Origin of the sequence: Streptomyces sp. NBC_00086, assembly GCF_026343255.1 — a bacterium.
In the GTDB taxonomy this organism is placed as follows: Bacteria; Actinomycetota; Actinomycetes; order Streptomycetales; family Streptomycetaceae; genus Streptomyces.
The window spans coordinates 3,804,694-3,819,381 of the sequence record NZ_JAPELZ010000001.1 but is presented as its reverse complement, the minus strand read 5'-3'; the positions used below and the strand labels follow the sequence as shown (position 1 = coordinate 3,819,381).

The window sequence follows — 14,688 nt, the reverse complement described above, 5'->3', positions numbered from 1 at the left end:
CTTATGATGCGGACAGGGGACCGGAGCTCCACTCACCTCACCGGAAGGAGCGGACCGCTACCCGGAAGCACGTATCGAGGAGACAGCGATGTCGCACGCCCTTGATGCCTCCGGAGACGGCGGTTCGGACACCCCGAACCTCGACTTCGCCGGCACGACCCCCTACGAGGACTACGTCCAGGCGGACGTCCTCACCCACCTCCAGCACCTGCGCTCGGACGACCCGGGCGAGATGGTGTTCCTGGTCACCACCCAGGTCATGGAGCTGTGGTTCACGGTCATCGTCCACGAGTGGGAGACCGCCGCGAAGGCGCTCCGCGAGGACCAGCTCCCCGTCGCGATGGATGCGCTGAAACGATCCCTCCGCGAGCTGGAGGCCCTCAACGCCTCCTGGCGCCCCCTCGCCCAGCTGACCCCGGGCCAGTTCAACGCGTACCGCGCCGCCCTCGGCGAAGGCTCCGGCTTCCAGTCGGCGATGTACCGCCGGATGGAGTTCCTGCTCGGCGACAAGGCCGCCTCCATGCTGGTCCCGCACCGCGGCGCCCCGCGCGTCCACGCGGAGCTGGAGAAGGCCCTCCAGGAGCCCAGCCTCTACGACGAGGTGCTGCGCCTCCTCGCCCGCCGCGGCCTCCCGGTCCCGCAGTCCGTCCTGGACCGCGACCTCTCCCGGCGCTACGAGCCCTCGCCCGAGGTCGAAGCCGTCTGGACGGCGCTGTACGCGGCCCCGGACGCCCACCCGGACCTGCACCGCCTCGGCGAGGTCCTCACCGACGTCGCCGAGCTGGTCTGGCGCTGGCGCAACGACCACCTGGTCGCCACCCGGCGCGCGATGGGCGCGAAGACGGGCACGGGCGGCTCGGCCGGTGTGACCTGGCTGGAGAAGCGCGCCCAGAAGAACGTCTTCCCGGAGCTCTGGACGGCGCGCAGCCATGTCTGAGTCGCACGTGGACCCGAACGCCGACCTGGCGGCGAACGCCGACCTGGCGGCCCGCGCCGAAGCCCTGGACGCGGCCGACCCCCTCGGCAAGCTCCGCGACCGCTTCGCCCTCCCCGAGGGCGTGGTCTACCTCGACGGCAACAGCCTCGGCGCGCTCCCCGCAGGGGTGGCCGCCCGGCTCGCCGAGGTCGTCACGGAGCAGTGGGGCACCCGCCTGATCCGCTCCTGGACCGAGGGCGAAGCCAATTGGTGGAACGCCCCCGAGCGCATCGGCGACCGGATAGCCCCGCTGGTCGGCGCCGCCGCCGGCCAGGTGGTCGTCGGCGACTCCACCAGCGTCAACCTCTTCAAGGCCCTGGTCGGCGCCGCCCGGCTGGCCGCGCCCGGCCGGACCGAGCTGCTCGTGGACGCCGCCACCTTCCCCACCGACGGCTACATCGCCGAATCGGCGGCCCGGATGACGGGCCTGCGCGTCGTCCCGGTCGACCCGGCCGCCGCCGCGGGGGCGATGGGCCCGGACACCGCCGTGGTCCTCCTCAACCACGCCGACTACCGCACCGGCCGCCTGCACGACCTGCCCGGCCTCACCGCGGCCGCGCACGACGCGGGGGCGCTCGTCGTCTGGGACCTGTGCCACACGGCCGGGGCCCTGCCCGTCGGGCTCGACGCGCACGCGGTGGACCTCGCGGTCGGCTGTACGTACAAGTACCTCAACGGCGGCCCCGGCGCCCCCGCGTACCTGTACGTCGCCACCCGCCACCAGTCCGCCTTCGACTCCCCGCTGCCGGGCTGGAACGGTCACGCGGACCCGTTCGCGATGACCCCCTCCTACGAGGCGGCGCAGGGCGTGGCACGGGCCCGCGTCGGCACGCCGGACATCCTGTCCATGCTCGCGCTGGAGGCCGCCCTGGACGCCTGGGACGGGGTCGCGGTCGAGGACGTCCGGGCGAAGTCCCTCGCGCTGACCGACTTCTTCCTCGACTGCGTGGCGGCGTACGTCCCGGCGGGCAAGGTCGAGCTGGTCACCCCCACGGAGCACGAACGGCGCGCCAGCCAGGTGTCGCTGCGCACCGAGAACGCGGACGGGGTCATGCGCGAGCTCATCTCGCGGGGGGTGATCGGGGACTTCCGCGCTCCCGATGTCCTGCGGTTCGGATTCACCCCGCTGTACGTCGGCTTCGCGGACGCGGAGCGTGCGGCGCGCGCACTGGGTCACATTTTCGGGTGAACCGGTAGCGAAACGTCACATCACCGCGCGGGCGGGGCTACGGCCCCGCCCGCGCCGGTATCTGCTCGGCCCGCCACGGAGGGGACCGTTCCGGCCTGATACGGTCCCGCTCTGCCGGAACACCGGAACACCAGTCCCCCTCGTCCCATGCGTTACCGGAGGTTGAGCCGATGACGGACCCCGCAGTCGAACGGGACGCCGCCGAGGCCGCCTCGGCCTTCTCCCATCCGCCCGTAGCCCCCGACGCGACGGCCGCCTACGGTGAACACCCCGACCAGATCGTCGACTTCTACGCCCCGCGCGGGGAGCGGGCGCAGCCGGGTGCCGCGCGCTCCGCTCCGCTGGTCGTCGTCCTGCACGGCGGGGCCTGGCGCGCCCCGTACGACCGGCAGCACATCACCCCCTTCGCGGACTTCCTGGCCCGCCGGGGTTTCGCCGTCGCCAACGTCGAGTACCGGCGGGGGAGTTCGGTGCCGCATCAGGATGCCGAGGGCCCCGTGGCAGGTCGCTGGCCCGAGACCTTCGACGACGTGGCCGCCGCCCTCGACGCCCTGCCCGGTCTGGCCGCCGCCAGCCTGCCGGAGGCCGACCCGCGCCGCACGGTGCTGACCGGCCACTCCGCCGGGGGCCACCTCGCGCTGTGGGCCGCGGCCCGCCACGTGCTCCCGTACGACGCCCAGGCCGGCTGGAGGCTGCCTTCGCCGCCGCTGCTGCGCGGCGTGGTGGCGCTGGCCCCGATCGCGGACTTCACGGTGGCGGAGGAGCTCGGGGTGTGCGGGGGCGCCTCGGCGCAACTCCTGGGCGGGATGGCCGGCTTCGCCGCCCGCCGTCCGTACGCCGACCCGGCGGCGCTGCTCCCGACGGGCATCGCGACGGCGGTGGTCCAGGGGCGGAGCGACATCGTGGTCCCGGAGGCGGTGTCCGAGGCCTACGTGGCGGCGGCCGCGCTGGCGGGGGAGATGGTGGGGCTGACCCTGCTGGACGGGGTGGGTCACTTCCCGCTCATCGACCCGGCGGCGGACGCGTGCGCGGTGGTGGCGGAGGAGATCTCGCAGCTGGCCTGGTAGGGCCGGGCATCCCGGTGCGGGAGCCTCCGTTTTCGCATTTAGTGAATCCAAAGTGAAGCATCAAGCCAAAGAGTCGAGCGCGCGACCGCACGCGAATCACTGAGATCTGCCTTGGTGTATCCCGTTATGTCAGGCCAATTGGGCGTCAGGGTTGGGCGTAATCGCGTCATTGACGCCTGCGGTGCATTTTCATTAAAGATTGACAACCTTCGAGCCCCGTATGGATGCTTCCCCCATCTGAACCGGCGTCACTCCAGCACCTCGGGCACGCTCCCGCCGTCAGGCGTACCAGACGGACGGGCGGGCCTGTCGGGCCGGTCGTGACGCACGTCATGCACGTCATGCATTCGTCTCATGGGGGGACTTTCATGTCGAACACGCATGTCCTGACCCGCGGTCTGGCCAGTGCGGCCGTCGCAGGTCTGGCAGCCGGCCTTCTGATCACCGCACCGGCCCAGGCGACCGAACCGTCGAAGGGCCTGACCGCCGTCTCGGACACGGGCGGCGCCGGCCAAGGCCCGTCCGTCGCGTACCAGCTCGCCGCCGGCCCTCAGATCAAGCGCAGTGAGGTGATCCGGCGGGCCGCGTCCTGGGTCGGGCGAGGGCTCGTCTACAACGGGGGTGGCACCCACGACGGATACCGGACGGACTGCTCAGGTTATGCCTCGATGGCCTGGGGCCTCGGCAAGCCCGGCCTGGACACCACCAGTTACGTTCCCAGCGGCGTCGCTTCCTGGATATCCAAGAGCGACCTCAAGCCCGGTGACGCCCTGCTCAACGACGCGGCCGGGGCAGATGGCCACATCGCCGTCTTCGCCGGCTGGACCGATTCCTCGAAGACCTCGTACGACGCCTACGAGTTCACCAAGTCCGGCGTGCATCACAGGGCCATTCCCTACCCGTACTTCTCCGGGAAGGGGACCTACAGGCCGGTCCGAAACAACAGCATCGTCGACGATGCGGTCGCTTCCGGTCCGGACAACGTCGGGATCTTCCGCCCCTCGACGGGTGAGTTCCACCTCCGTTACGACAACGGTTCGCTGGCGAAGGTGGCGTGGGGTCAGAGTGGTGACCTGCCGGTTTCCGCGAACTGGGACGGCGCCGGTCCGGACAACGTCGGGATCTTCCGTCCGTCGACGGGTGAGTTCCACCTCCGTTACGACAACGGTTCGCTGGCGAAGGTGGCGTGGGGTCAGAGTGGTGACCTGCCGGTTTCCGCGAACTGGGACGGCGCCGGTCCGGACAACGTCGGCATCTTCCGTCCGTCGACGGGTGAGTTCCACCTCCGCTACGACAACGGTTCGCTGGTGAAGATCGCCTGGGGGCAGAGCGGTGACCAGCCGGTCTCGGGGAACTGGGACGGCGGCGCGGCGGCCAACGTCGGCATCTTCCGTCCCTCGACAGGTGAGTTCCACCTCCGGATGGACAACGGGAGCCTGACGAAGATCGCCTGGGGGCAGAGCGGCGACGTGCCGGTCACCGCGAACTGGGACGGTGCGGGTCCCGACAACATCGGGATCTTCCGTCCTTCGACGGGTGAGTTCCACCTGCGGATGGACAACGGCAGCCTCACCAAGGTCGCCTGGGGCGCCCAGGGCGATCTCCCCGTCTCCGCGAACTGGGACGGCAACGCCGGGTGACGTCATCCCCCGGAGGGCGCGGCGAGACGCCGCGCCCTCCGGGGGCGCACATGCGACGACACCTCATTTGCCACCGGATTCGGAAGCAGGACGCTCATCGTGAACCGCACCATGCGCCACCACCTCTCCGCCGTCGCCGCCACCGCGGCCCTCACCGTCGGCGTACTCGCCACGGCTCCGATCGCTCAGGCGAGTGAGGGGCCGGACCTCTCCAACCCGGCCACGGTCCTCGTCGCCGAAAAGTACTCCTGCGGACCGGAAACGGCCTCCGACCAGGCCGTTGCCAGCCAGCTCAGTGGTCAGCTCACCGGAACCCTGCGCGGCGCCCTCGACTCCTACCGGGTTTCGTGTGCCCGCGCGATCGTCAAGGCCGTCGAGGCCCGGGGCCTTCCGCATCGGGCCGCGGTGCTCGCCGTGACCACCTCCATAGTCGAGACCACTTTGGTGAACTATCCGAGTGGGGACCGCGACAGCGTCGGTCTGTTCCAGCAGCGGGACCCCTGGGGCTCCTTCGAGCAGCGGATGAACCCGACCTGGTCGACCAATGCCTTCCTCAACGCATTGCTCAAGGTGAACAACTGGCAGACCAGGCCGATAGGCGAGGTCTGCCAGGCGGTCCAGATATCCGCGTTCCCCGACCGGTACCAGGTCCAGGCGTCCGATGGTCAGCGCATAGTCGATGCGCTCTTCGGCAAGGCCAACGCCGGTCCGGACAATGTCGGGATCTTCCGGCCTTCGACGGGTGAGTTCCACCTGCGGTACGACAACGGTTCGCTGGCGAAGGTGGCGTGGGGTCAGAGTGGTGACCTGCCGGTTTCCGCGAACTGGGACGGCGCCGGTCCGGACAATGTCGGGATCTTCCGGCCTTCGACGGGTGAGTTCCACCTCCGTTACGACAACGGTTCGCTGGCGAAGGTGGCGTGGGGTCAGAGTGGTGACCTGCCGGTTTCCGCGAACTGGGACGGCGCCGGTCCGGACAATGTCGGGATCTTCCGCCCCTCGACGGGTGAGTTCCACCTCCGCTATGACAACGGGAGCCTGACGAAGATCGCCTGGGGGCAGGCCGGTGACCAGCCGATCGCGGGGAACTGGGACGGCGGCGCGGCGGCCAACGTCGGCATCTTCCGTCCGTCGACGGGTGAGTTCCACCTGCGGATGGACAACGGCAGTCTCACCAAGATCGCGTGGGGTCAGAGCGGCGACGTGCCGGTCACCGCGAACTGGGACGGTGCCGGCCCCGACAACGTCGGCATCTTCCGCCCCTCGACCGGAGAGTTCCACCTCCGTATGGACAACGGCAGCCTGACCAAGGTCGCTTGGGGCGCCCAGGGTGATCTGCCCGTCTCCGCCAACTGGGACGCCGGAAGCTAGGAGGGTGCCCCGGTAGCGGGCGGCCCGTCAGTCCGCCTCTCGTACGACCGACTCAGACCGCTGCAGGGCCCGGGAGTTGTAGTGCTCCCGGGCCCAAGGCCTCGTAGCAGGCTTCGGGCACCTTTCCCGACGGCTAGAGTGCCACCAGCCGGTTTGAGGAGGCAGGTAATGACCGACGAGGACGCAGTGCCGCCCGACGTCCAGGCCTCGACGGACGGACCCGGCGGGGAGGCGGAGCTGCTCGGTCAGCGCGTCGAGTACCTCCTCACCTACGTGCAGCCGCTCGGCAGGCGCTACACGCTCCAGGAGGTCGTCGACGGCATCAAGGAAGCTTCCGGTACGAACGACCCGAAGCTGTCCGTCGGCCGGCTGTGGGCGCTGGCCAAGGGCAAGGTCTCCAATCCGACCATCGGCACGCTCCGCGTCCTCGGGGAGTTCTTCGGCGTGCCGCTCGCCTACTTCATCGACGACGAAGTGGCGGCGCGGGTGTCGGCACAGCTCGCTCTGGTGGCGGCCATGCGCGCCAACGACGTGCGCTCGGTGGCCCTGCGCGCGGCCGCCGTCGCGACGATGTCCACGCAAGGCATCGAGGCGGTGCGTTCCCTCGTCGAGCGGGGCCGTGTCATGGGCGACGGTCCGGCGGGCGGCGGCCCGACGCGCGAGGGAAGCCCGACCCCGAAGGGCTGAGACCCCCACCCCAGTAAAGTCGGCCCGGGGAGATCACGCAGGGCCGCCGGGCGGCCGCGTGTTCGGTCGACACGGCGGGGCGGGGACATGCGGCGCGATGACTGGCGGCAGCTGCGGGCGAGATACGAGCAGGTGGTGCAGCACTACGACGTTCCGCACCCCTTCGAGGTCGAGGACCTCTGCGCCGCCGTCGCCGCGGAAAGGGGACGCCCGCTGACCCTGCTTCCGATGCCCGCCGACTTCGCCGACGGCTCCGGAATATGCGGGATGTGGGTGTCCATGGGCGCCGCGGACCTCGTCTACTACACCCCTGTCGCGAGTCGGCCCCACCAGACGCACATCATCCTGCACGAGCTGGCCCACATCCTCCTGGACCACCGGGAGCCAAGCGTTCCGCACCCCGAGATGCTGGCGCAGCTCTTCCCCGACCTGGACCCCGAGATGGTCACCCGGCTCCTGGGCCGCGGCCGTACCAAGGCCACCACCCGCCAGGAACAGGAGGCGGAGCTGCTGGCTTCCGTCATGTGGCAGCGCTTCAACGCGACCCCCGTCGCCGTGGCGACGGCCACCTCGGACACGGCGAAGACCCTCAACCGGGTGCTCGGAGCGTTCACCGGCCGCGGCGGGCAGGCGCGCACTTGAGGCCGTTCGACATCGTCGTCATCCCGCCCCTGTGGCTGTTCGCCCTCTGGAAGGTTCCGCACCTGAGGTCGGCGTCCAGGCGGGACCGCGTCCTGTGGACGATGTGGATGCTGTGGGCCGTGATCTTCACCATCGGGGTGCCGGCGGTCCGAAGGGTCCTCGACGCTGCCGTGGGCATCGAGAGCTTCACCAACCTGCCCGTGCACGTGCTGGCCCTGTGCGCGATGACGGCGCTCTTCGAATTCATCCGGGAGGCGACCGGTGGCCGGCGGACCTCGAAGGCGTGGCTGCGCTGGGTCCTGCTCGGCCTCGCGGAGGCCGGACTGGTCACCACGTTCTTCGCGTCGCCGCTCCCGGACGGTGACACCGACCTGGTGACGCGTACGGATCTGCCCCTCATGCAGGTGTACTGGGCGATCTTCCTCGCCTACATCGCCTACGGGGTGGTGAGCGCGATCCACCTGTGCTGGCGCTACGGCCGCCAGGCCTCGCCCGGCCCGTCGCGCACCTCGATGAACCTGCTGGGGCTGGCCAGCTGTTTCGGTCTGCTCTACGTCATCCACCGACTGGTGTACCTCGCGGCGGCCGTGGCCGGATCGACCAGTACGGCCGGGGTCGCCGCCACCACGCAAATACTGCTGGCCTGCACTCTTGTGCTGCTCATCGCCAGCACGGCCTATCCCTCGCTGGCCGAAGCGGCGAGGCGCCGCCGGTTGCGCAGGGACCGCCGGGTGCTGCGCCCGCTGTGGGAACTGCTCACGGCGGTGACGCCCGAAGTGGTCCTGCCGTTGCCCGAAGCGCTGAGCCGGGACCACGAGTTCGTGCGCTACCGGTACGTCATAGAGATCCGGGACGCCGCGATGGCGGTGTCCGGCCACGTGCCCCCGGAGCGGGAGGCGCGCGTACGGGAGGAGCTGACCGGCGCGGGGCTGACGGGAAGCGCGCTGGACGCGGCCTTCGAAGCGGCCCTGGTGCTGTTCGCCGTGGAGAACGAACGGGCGGGGGCGGCGCCGTCGGCCGCGGAACACCCGCTCCTGCGGGAGGCGCCGGACATCGACGCGGAGATGGCCTGGATGCGGAGGGTGGCGGCGGCCGTGTCGACTCCCGCCGTCGAGGCGGCCGTCGCTCGTATGAGGTGAGCACGCCTCCGCCCGGCCGGGCATCGCCCTGCGGCCGGGCATCGCCCTGGGGCCTCGGGTACGCCGAAGGGGCGGCCGCTGGGGCCGCCCCTTCGGGCTCGGTGCAGGTACCGCTTAGAGGAACGAGTTGATCTCGATCGTCTCGGTGCGGCCGGGGCCGACGCCGATCGCGGAGATCGGGGCGCCCGACATCTCCTCCAGGGCCTTGACGTACGCCTGGGCGTTCTTCGGGAGGTCCGCGAAGGTCTTGGCCTTGGTGATGTCCTCGGACCAGCCGGGGAAGTTTTCGTAGATCGGCTTCGCGTGGTGGAAGTCCGACTGCGAGTACGGGAGCTCCTCGACGCGCTTGCCGTCGATCTCGTACGCGACGCAGACCGGGATCTCTTCCCAGCCGGTCAGCACGTCCAGCTTGGTGAGGAAGAAGTCCGTCAGGCCGTTGACGCGGGTCGCGTAGCGGGCGATCGGGGCGTCGAACCAGCCGCAGCGGCGGTCACGGCCGGTGGTCACACCGCGCTCGCCGCCGATGCGGCGCAGGGCCTCGCCGTCCGCGTCGAACAGCTCGGTCGGGAACGGGCCGGAGCCGACACGGGTCGTGTACGCCTTCAGGATGCCGATGACGCGGCTGATCTTCGTCGGACCGACGCCCGCACCGGTGCAGGCGCCACCGGCGGTCGGGTTCGAGGAGGTGACGAAGGGGTACGTGCCGTGGTCGACGTCGAGCAGAGTGCCCTGGCCGCCCTCGAAGAGCACGACCTTGTCCTCGTCGAGCGCGTTGTTGATGATCAGGGTGGTGTCGGCGACGTACGGCTTGATCTGCTCCGCGTACTGGAGCATCTCTTCGACGATCTGGGCCGGGTCGATCGCGCGGCGGTTGTACAGCTTCGCGAGGAGCTGGTTCTTGCCCTCCAGCGCCGCTTCGACCTTCTGGGTGAGGATCGACTCGTCGTAGAGGTCCTGGACGCGGATGCCGATGCGGTTGATCTTGTCCGCGTACGTCGGGCCGATGCCGCGGCCGGTCGTACCGATCTTGCGCTTGCCGAGGAAGCGCTCGCCGACCTTGTCGAGGGTGACGTTGTACGGCGTGATCAGGTGCGCGTTGCCGCTGAGCAGCAGCTTTGAGGTGTCGATGCCGCGCTCGTTCAGGCCGCGCAGCTCGGAGAGCAGGACGGCCGGGTCGACGACGACACCGTTGCCGATGACCGGGGTGCATCCGGGGGAGAGGATGCCGGAAGGGAGAAGGTGCAGTGCGTACTTCTGGTCGCCTACGACGACCGTGTGGCCGGCGTTGTTGCCGCCCTGGTAACGCACTACATAGTCAACGGATCCACCGAGCAGGTCGGTGGCCTTTCCCTTGCCCTCGTCACCCCACTGAGCTCCGAGCAGCACAAGAGCGGGCACAGGCGTACACCTCTTCCGGATGGGGCATGTCCAAGGTCAGGGGGCGTACGACGATGTACACCGCAGGCTGAGCCGTCGGACCGGTACCCCGGAATAGACGAAGGCCCTGGCGCAATAGCGCAAGGGCCTCTTGCACAAAGATGCTACCCGAGGAAGGACCGAGGTGTCGGCTCCAGAGCCCACCATGAGCCATGCGGGCGCGCCGGTAGGCGGCCTGCTCGTGCTCGTCGACCCGGTCGCCCGCCGTCTTGACGGCGAGTCCGTGCGAATTGCGAAAGATGTGTTGTCAGCGGGGGCGGCGGCGAAAATTTGTCTCCCGGACTCACAGGAGGAGTTTGCGCGGGCCCTTGCCCGCCGGGGTCATCGGCAGCCGGTGATCGTGGGCGACGACCGCGCGCTCGTTCGGGCCGTCGGGCTGCTGCACCGTGAGCGGGCGCTGTCCGAGGGGGCCGTTTCGCTGATTCCGGTGGGGCCGGCCGCGTCGCTCGTACTGGCTCTGCAGCTCGGCGTGCCGCTGTCGGCCGTGTCGGCCGCGCGGGCGGTCCTGGACGGGGCCGTCGGCATGCGGGACCTGCTGGTCGACGACAGCGACGGGGTGGTGCTGGGCGGGATCGGCATCCCGCCGCCGCCCGTGGGGGCCGCGGCCGGGTCCCGGCCGGGGCCCGGGGGCGTGCCGCGGCCGGCCGGGCCGTCGGTGTGGAACGCGTACCGCTCGCTGGTCCGTACGTTCGTCCGCCCGCCGGCGGGGGCTTCCTCCGCCACGGGGTCCGGCGGGGGCCACCGGCTGCGGGTGGAGGCCGACGGGGTGGTCCTGGCGGACGTGGACCGGATGGTGCAGGACGTCACCGTGTCGGCCCGGGAGGGCGACGGGCTGGCGGACGTGCTGGTCCGGATGGGGGCGGTGACGACACCGGGGCTCGGGCTCGGGTCCGGCTCGGGTGCGGACTCCGACCCCGACTCTGCTTCCGGTTCCGGTTCCGGTTCCGGCCGGGTCGTGCGGGCGCGGGCCTCGGCCGTGACGGTGTCCGGGGAGGATTTCCGCTACCGGTCGGACGTCGGAATCACCGGTCCGGTCCGCCGCCGTACGTGGACCTTGCACCCGGGGGCGTGGGGGCTGACACTGCCGCTGCAGCGCTGACGCGGGGAGGGCGGGGGCCGATGGCAGGGATCGTGGACGTTCCCTGGTGGGCCGGTGTGTTCCGGTGGGTGACGCTCGCCCGGGCCGCCGTGCGCGTGTTCGCCCTGTACGGGGGGATCAGCGCTGCCTACGCCGACCCGACCGTGTCCTTGCGGGTGGTCGGCCGGAGCTCGGACGAGAGGACCTGCGTGGTGGGCTGGCGGGACCGGGCCTTCGGGGACGGGGAGCGAACCGCTGACTTCCGCTGCTCGGCGAAGGCGGCGACCTACCACCCCTGGCGGGGCCGCCTCCACGAGGTCGACGAAGCCGGCCCGGGCACACGCCGGACGGGCCTGCCAGGCACCCTCGGCGCCGCGACGGCCCTCTCCGGCATCGCCCTGGGCCTCCACCGGAACTTCGCGTGGTGACCGGGGACCCGGCGGGAGAGACGCCGGCGGGCGGGCCATCGGCGGTCGGATCACTGGCGGGTGGGTCGCCGGTGGGCGGGCCACCGGTGGGTGGGTCACCGGCGGGTGAACTGTCGGTGGGCGGGTCGCTGGTGCCGGGGCCGCCCGGGGAGGCGGCCGTCCGGGGTGCGCTCAGCGACTGGCGGCAGGACGCGCTGCTCATCCTGCTGCTGCCGGTGCTGTGCTGGCCCGCGCTGATCGGGGCCCTGATCACTCGCCCCACGTCCTTGCAGGCGGTCCTGCTGGGGCTGCTGTGCCTGCCCGTGCTGGTCGCCCTCCGGGAGCTCTACGTCGCCCAGCGCGTGCACCGAGCCCTGCGGGACCCGGAGCTGCGCTGGACCCCGTACGACCTCCGGGTGCTGCGCGGGTACGGGCTGCCGCCGCTGCTGGTCCTGAGCGGCGGCTCCGGCGGCCCCGGCCGCCGCGGGCCGTGGGTGCTCACCCTGGGACCGCTGGGGCGGCGGGTGCTGCCGCCACGTGCGTGGCCCCGTACCGATCCGGCGCTCCCGCAGTCGGCCCTGCCGCCGTCGCCATCGGAGTCGCCGGCCGAGGATCCTCCGCCGGAGCGGTTCGTGTGGCTGGCCGGGGACCCGGGGCCCGGGGCCGTGGTGTGGGCTCCGCGCGCCCGGGAACTGGGCCGGGCACGCAGGCTGTGGCGGCGAGGCGCGCTCGGGCGGAGCCAGCCGCCTCGATGAGGTCCCGGACCGGGCCGGGGTGTCGGCCTGGACTGCACGAGTGCGGGCGCGCTCAACTCTCTGGCGGCCTACCCCGGCCCGGCCGAGGGGCGGCCCGCCCGCCCCGGATCTCCGGCTGCGGGGCCCCGACCTGGGCTTCTCTGCTGATGTCGACCGCGCTGGCGGCGGCTCTCCCGGCCGCTGCCCTGATCGCCGCGCGCCGCCGGGACCGGGCGGCCCGAGCCTCGGCATTCCTTGATCCACTCTCTTCGGAAAAGTTGTCCACAGCTGTGGACAACTTTTCGGAGCGGCCTAAGCGGGCGTCACCAGCCGGGTCTCGTACGCGAACACCGCCGCCTGCGTGCGGTCCCGCAGTCCCAGCTTCACCAGGATCCGGCTCACGTGCGTCTTGATGGTGGACTCGGCGATGATCAGGCGATCCGCTATCTCCGCGTTGGACAACCCCTGTGCGATCAGCACCAGCACCTCGGTCTCCCGCTCCGTCAGCTCCGTGACCCCCGCGGAGCCCACCTGCGTCCGGGTCTCCGACAACTTCGAGAACTCCGTGATCAGCCGCTTGGTCACGGAAGGCGCCAGCAGCGCCTCCCCGGCCGCCACCACCCTGACTCCGTCGGCCAGTTGGCGGGCGGAGGCGTCCTTGAGGAGGAACCCGGAGGCCCCGGCGCGCAGGGCCTGGTACACGTACTCGTCGAGGTCGAAGGTCGTCAGGACCAGCACCTTCGCGTCCGTGTCGGCGGCCACGATCTCCCGGGTCGCCTCCAGGCCGTTCATCTCCGGCATCCGGATGTCCATCAGCACCACATCCGGCTTCAGCGCCGCCACTTGGGCGATGGCCTCCCGCCCGTTCACCGCCTCCCCGGCCACTTCGATGCCTTCCATCGCGTTCAGCAGGACGGAGAAGCCCTCACGGACCATCATCTGGTCGTCGACGATGAGCACTCTGATCGTCATGCCGGATCCTTCGCCAGATCCGGGCGGCTGCCGGCCACGGGTATGAACACCGCCACCTCGAACCCCCCGGAGGCAAGCTCCCCGGCGGTCATCTCCCCTTCCAGCATGGCCACCCGCTCACGCATCCCGGTGACCCCCTGACCGGCCCCCGGCGAGGGCCGCACATCTCCGGTGCCGGCCTCGTTGACGATGCGCAGCCCCAGCCCGCCCAGCACGTACGAGACCTCGACCCCGGCGGCGGCGCCCGGGGCGTGCCGCAGGGTGTTGCTCAGGGCCTCCTGGATGATCCGGTAGGCCGACAGCTCCACGCCCGGCGGCAGTTCGCGCACCGCGCCCGTCACGGTCTTGTCCACGCTCAGCCCGGCCTCTCGCACATTGGCCAGCAGTCCGTCCAGCGAGGCCAGCGTCGGCTGCGGGGCGTCCGGCGCCTCGTAGTCCGCGGAGCGGACGACACCCAGCACCCGGCGCAGCTCGGTCAGGGCCGCCACCGCGTTCTCCCGGATGGTGACGAACGCTGCCTCCAGCTCCGGCGGCGGATTCTTCACCCGGTAGGGCGCGGCCTCCGCCTGGATGGCCACCACCGACATGTGGTGGGCGACCACGTCGTGGAGTTCCCGCGCGATCGTGGTCCGCTCCTCCAGCAGGGTGCGCCGGTCCCGCTCGACGGCGGTGACCTCCTGCTGCGCGGTGACCTCCTGCTCCGCCTGCTTGCGGATCGTGCGGAGGCTCACCGCGAGCAGGGCGATCGCCGAGGCGAAGGCCATCGGGCCGACGTTGATGTTCTGGCCGTGGCCGAGCACGATGGACGTCCCGATGCCGATCGACAGCGTGACCACCCACATCCAGCCGGCCGTCCGGGGACTGGTCCGCATCGCCACCAGGGTCACCGTCGCGAGGTACGAGAAGAAGGTGGCGGGGATCCACGGCCAGTTGGGATCGGAGCCGCTGACGACCGAGAAGACCAGGGTGACCGCCACGGCGACCCAGAACGCCCCCAGCGGCCGCACCAGGGTCATCGCGATCGGGGTTGCCGCGAGCAGCCCCATCACCAGGGAAGCGGCCTGGGGCAGACCGGTGGTGATCGAGGTGAAGACCACCACGAGGAACGCGATCAGGCAGACGGATGCGTGCGGCAGGTGTGCGGCCTCCACCCGTATCCGCTTCGGGAGCAGCCGGGTCAGCGGCCCGTCCGTGCGCATCGGGGGCAGTGGGCGGTAGGCGAAGGCATCGGTGATCAGAGCCTGGCGCAGGCTCTGGATGAAGCCCGAAGCCAGCCGGATCTCTGGGGCCCGGGGGGTCGCCCCGGGGGTCGTCTCGGTCATGCTCCCCACGGTAGGTGGGCCCTGGCC

The 14,688-nt window shown here is 71.1% G+C and carries 14 protein-coding genes; 11 read left to right on the top strand and 3 right to left on the bottom strand.

Annotated elements, in window-relative coordinates; genetic code table 11:
• Nucleotides 1–88: 88 nt before the first annotated feature.
• From OG276_RS16965 to OG276_RS16930, 8 genes are all read left to right on the top strand, one after another.
• Entirely contained in the window at nucleotides 89–937 is an 849-nt protein-coding gene (locus tag OG276_RS16965; protein WP_266906340.1) for a tryptophan 2,3-dioxygenase family protein, read from the top strand.
• A complete protein-coding gene (kynU, locus tag OG276_RS16960) occupies nucleotides 930–2,165 on the top strand; it encodes a kynureninase (protein ID WP_266906338.1) in 1,236 nt (411 codons plus the stop codon). Before OG276_RS16965 ends, kynU begins: the two co-directional genes overlap by 8 nt.
• 170 nt (nucleotides 2,166–2,335) lie before the next feature.
• Complete coding sequence (locus OG276_RS16955) at nucleotides 2,336–3,232, top strand: S9 family peptidase (RefSeq protein ID WP_266906336.1); 897 nt, start codon at nucleotides 2,336–2,338, stop codon at nucleotides 3,230–3,232.
• Nucleotides 3,233–3,600: 368 nt separating this feature from the next.
• Nucleotides 3,601–4,872, top strand: a complete 1,272-nt coding sequence (locus tag OG276_RS16950) for a hypothetical protein (RefSeq protein WP_266906335.1) — start codon at nucleotides 3,601–3,603, stop codon at nucleotides 4,870–4,872.
• A gap of 99 nt (nucleotides 4,873–4,971) precedes the next feature.
• A complete protein-coding gene (locus OG276_RS16945; protein ID WP_266906333.1) occupies nucleotides 4,972–6,243 on the top strand; it encodes a hypothetical protein in 1,272 nt (423 codons plus the stop codon).
• 168 nt (nucleotides 6,244–6,411) lie between these two features.
• Complete coding sequence (locus OG276_RS16940) at nucleotides 6,412–6,930, top strand: hypothetical protein (protein WP_266906331.1); 519 nt, start codon at nucleotides 6,412–6,414, stop codon at nucleotides 6,928–6,930.
• A gap of 87 nt (nucleotides 6,931–7,017) precedes the next feature.
• Nucleotides 7,018–7,572, top strand: a complete 555-nt coding sequence (locus OG276_RS16935) for a hypothetical protein (RefSeq protein WP_266906329.1) — start codon at nucleotides 7,018–7,020, stop codon at nucleotides 7,570–7,572.
• Nucleotides 7,569–8,711 (top strand): MAB_1171c family putative transporter, encoded by a 1,143-nt coding sequence (locus OG276_RS16930; RefSeq protein ID WP_266906327.1) that lies wholly within the window; start codon nucleotides 7,569–7,571, stop codon nucleotides 8,709–8,711. Before OG276_RS16935 ends, OG276_RS16930 begins: the two co-directional genes overlap by 4 nt.
• Nucleotides 8,712–8,825: 114 nt before the next feature.
• On the opposite strand, the gene OG276_RS16925 is transcribed toward OG276_RS16930, so the two are convergent.
• Complete coding sequence (locus tag OG276_RS16925) at nucleotides 8,826–10,109, bottom strand: adenylosuccinate synthase (protein ID WP_266906325.1); 1,284 nt, start codon at nucleotides 10,107–10,109, stop codon at nucleotides 8,826–8,828.
• A 184-nt stretch (nucleotides 10,110–10,293) separates the two neighbouring features.
• Between OG276_RS16925 and OG276_RS16920 the strand changes: the two genes are divergently transcribed.
• From OG276_RS16920 to OG276_RS16910, 3 genes are all read left to right on the top strand, one after another.
• Complete coding sequence (locus tag OG276_RS16920) at nucleotides 10,294–11,247, top strand: diacylglycerol kinase (RefSeq protein WP_266912888.1); 954 nt, start codon at nucleotides 10,294–10,296, stop codon at nucleotides 11,245–11,247.
• A 20-nt stretch (nucleotides 11,248–11,267) separates the two neighbouring features.
• Entirely contained in the window at nucleotides 11,268–11,654 is a 387-nt protein-coding gene (locus tag OG276_RS16915; protein ID WP_266906323.1) for a hypothetical protein, read from the top strand.
• Between the two features lie 116 nt (nucleotides 11,655–11,770).
• Nucleotides 11,771–12,388 (top strand): hypothetical protein, encoded by a 618-nt coding sequence (locus OG276_RS16910; RefSeq protein ID WP_266906321.1) that lies wholly within the window; start codon nucleotides 11,771–11,773, stop codon nucleotides 12,386–12,388.
• Nucleotides 12,389–12,679: 291 nt separating this feature from the next.
• On the opposite strand, the gene OG276_RS16905 is transcribed toward OG276_RS16910, so the two are convergent.
• Complete coding sequence (locus OG276_RS16905) at nucleotides 12,680–13,339, bottom strand: response regulator transcription factor (protein ID WP_266906319.1); 660 nt, start codon at nucleotides 13,337–13,339, stop codon at nucleotides 12,680–12,682.
• On the bottom strand, nucleotides 13,336–14,661 hold the full coding sequence (locus OG276_RS16900) for a sensor histidine kinase (protein ID WP_266906317.1): 1,326 nt from the start codon (nucleotides 14,659–14,661) through the stop codon (nucleotides 13,336–13,338). The genes OG276_RS16905 and OG276_RS16900 overlap by 4 nt, the downstream gene beginning before the upstream one ends.
• Nucleotides 14,662–14,688: the final 27 nt, after the last annotated feature.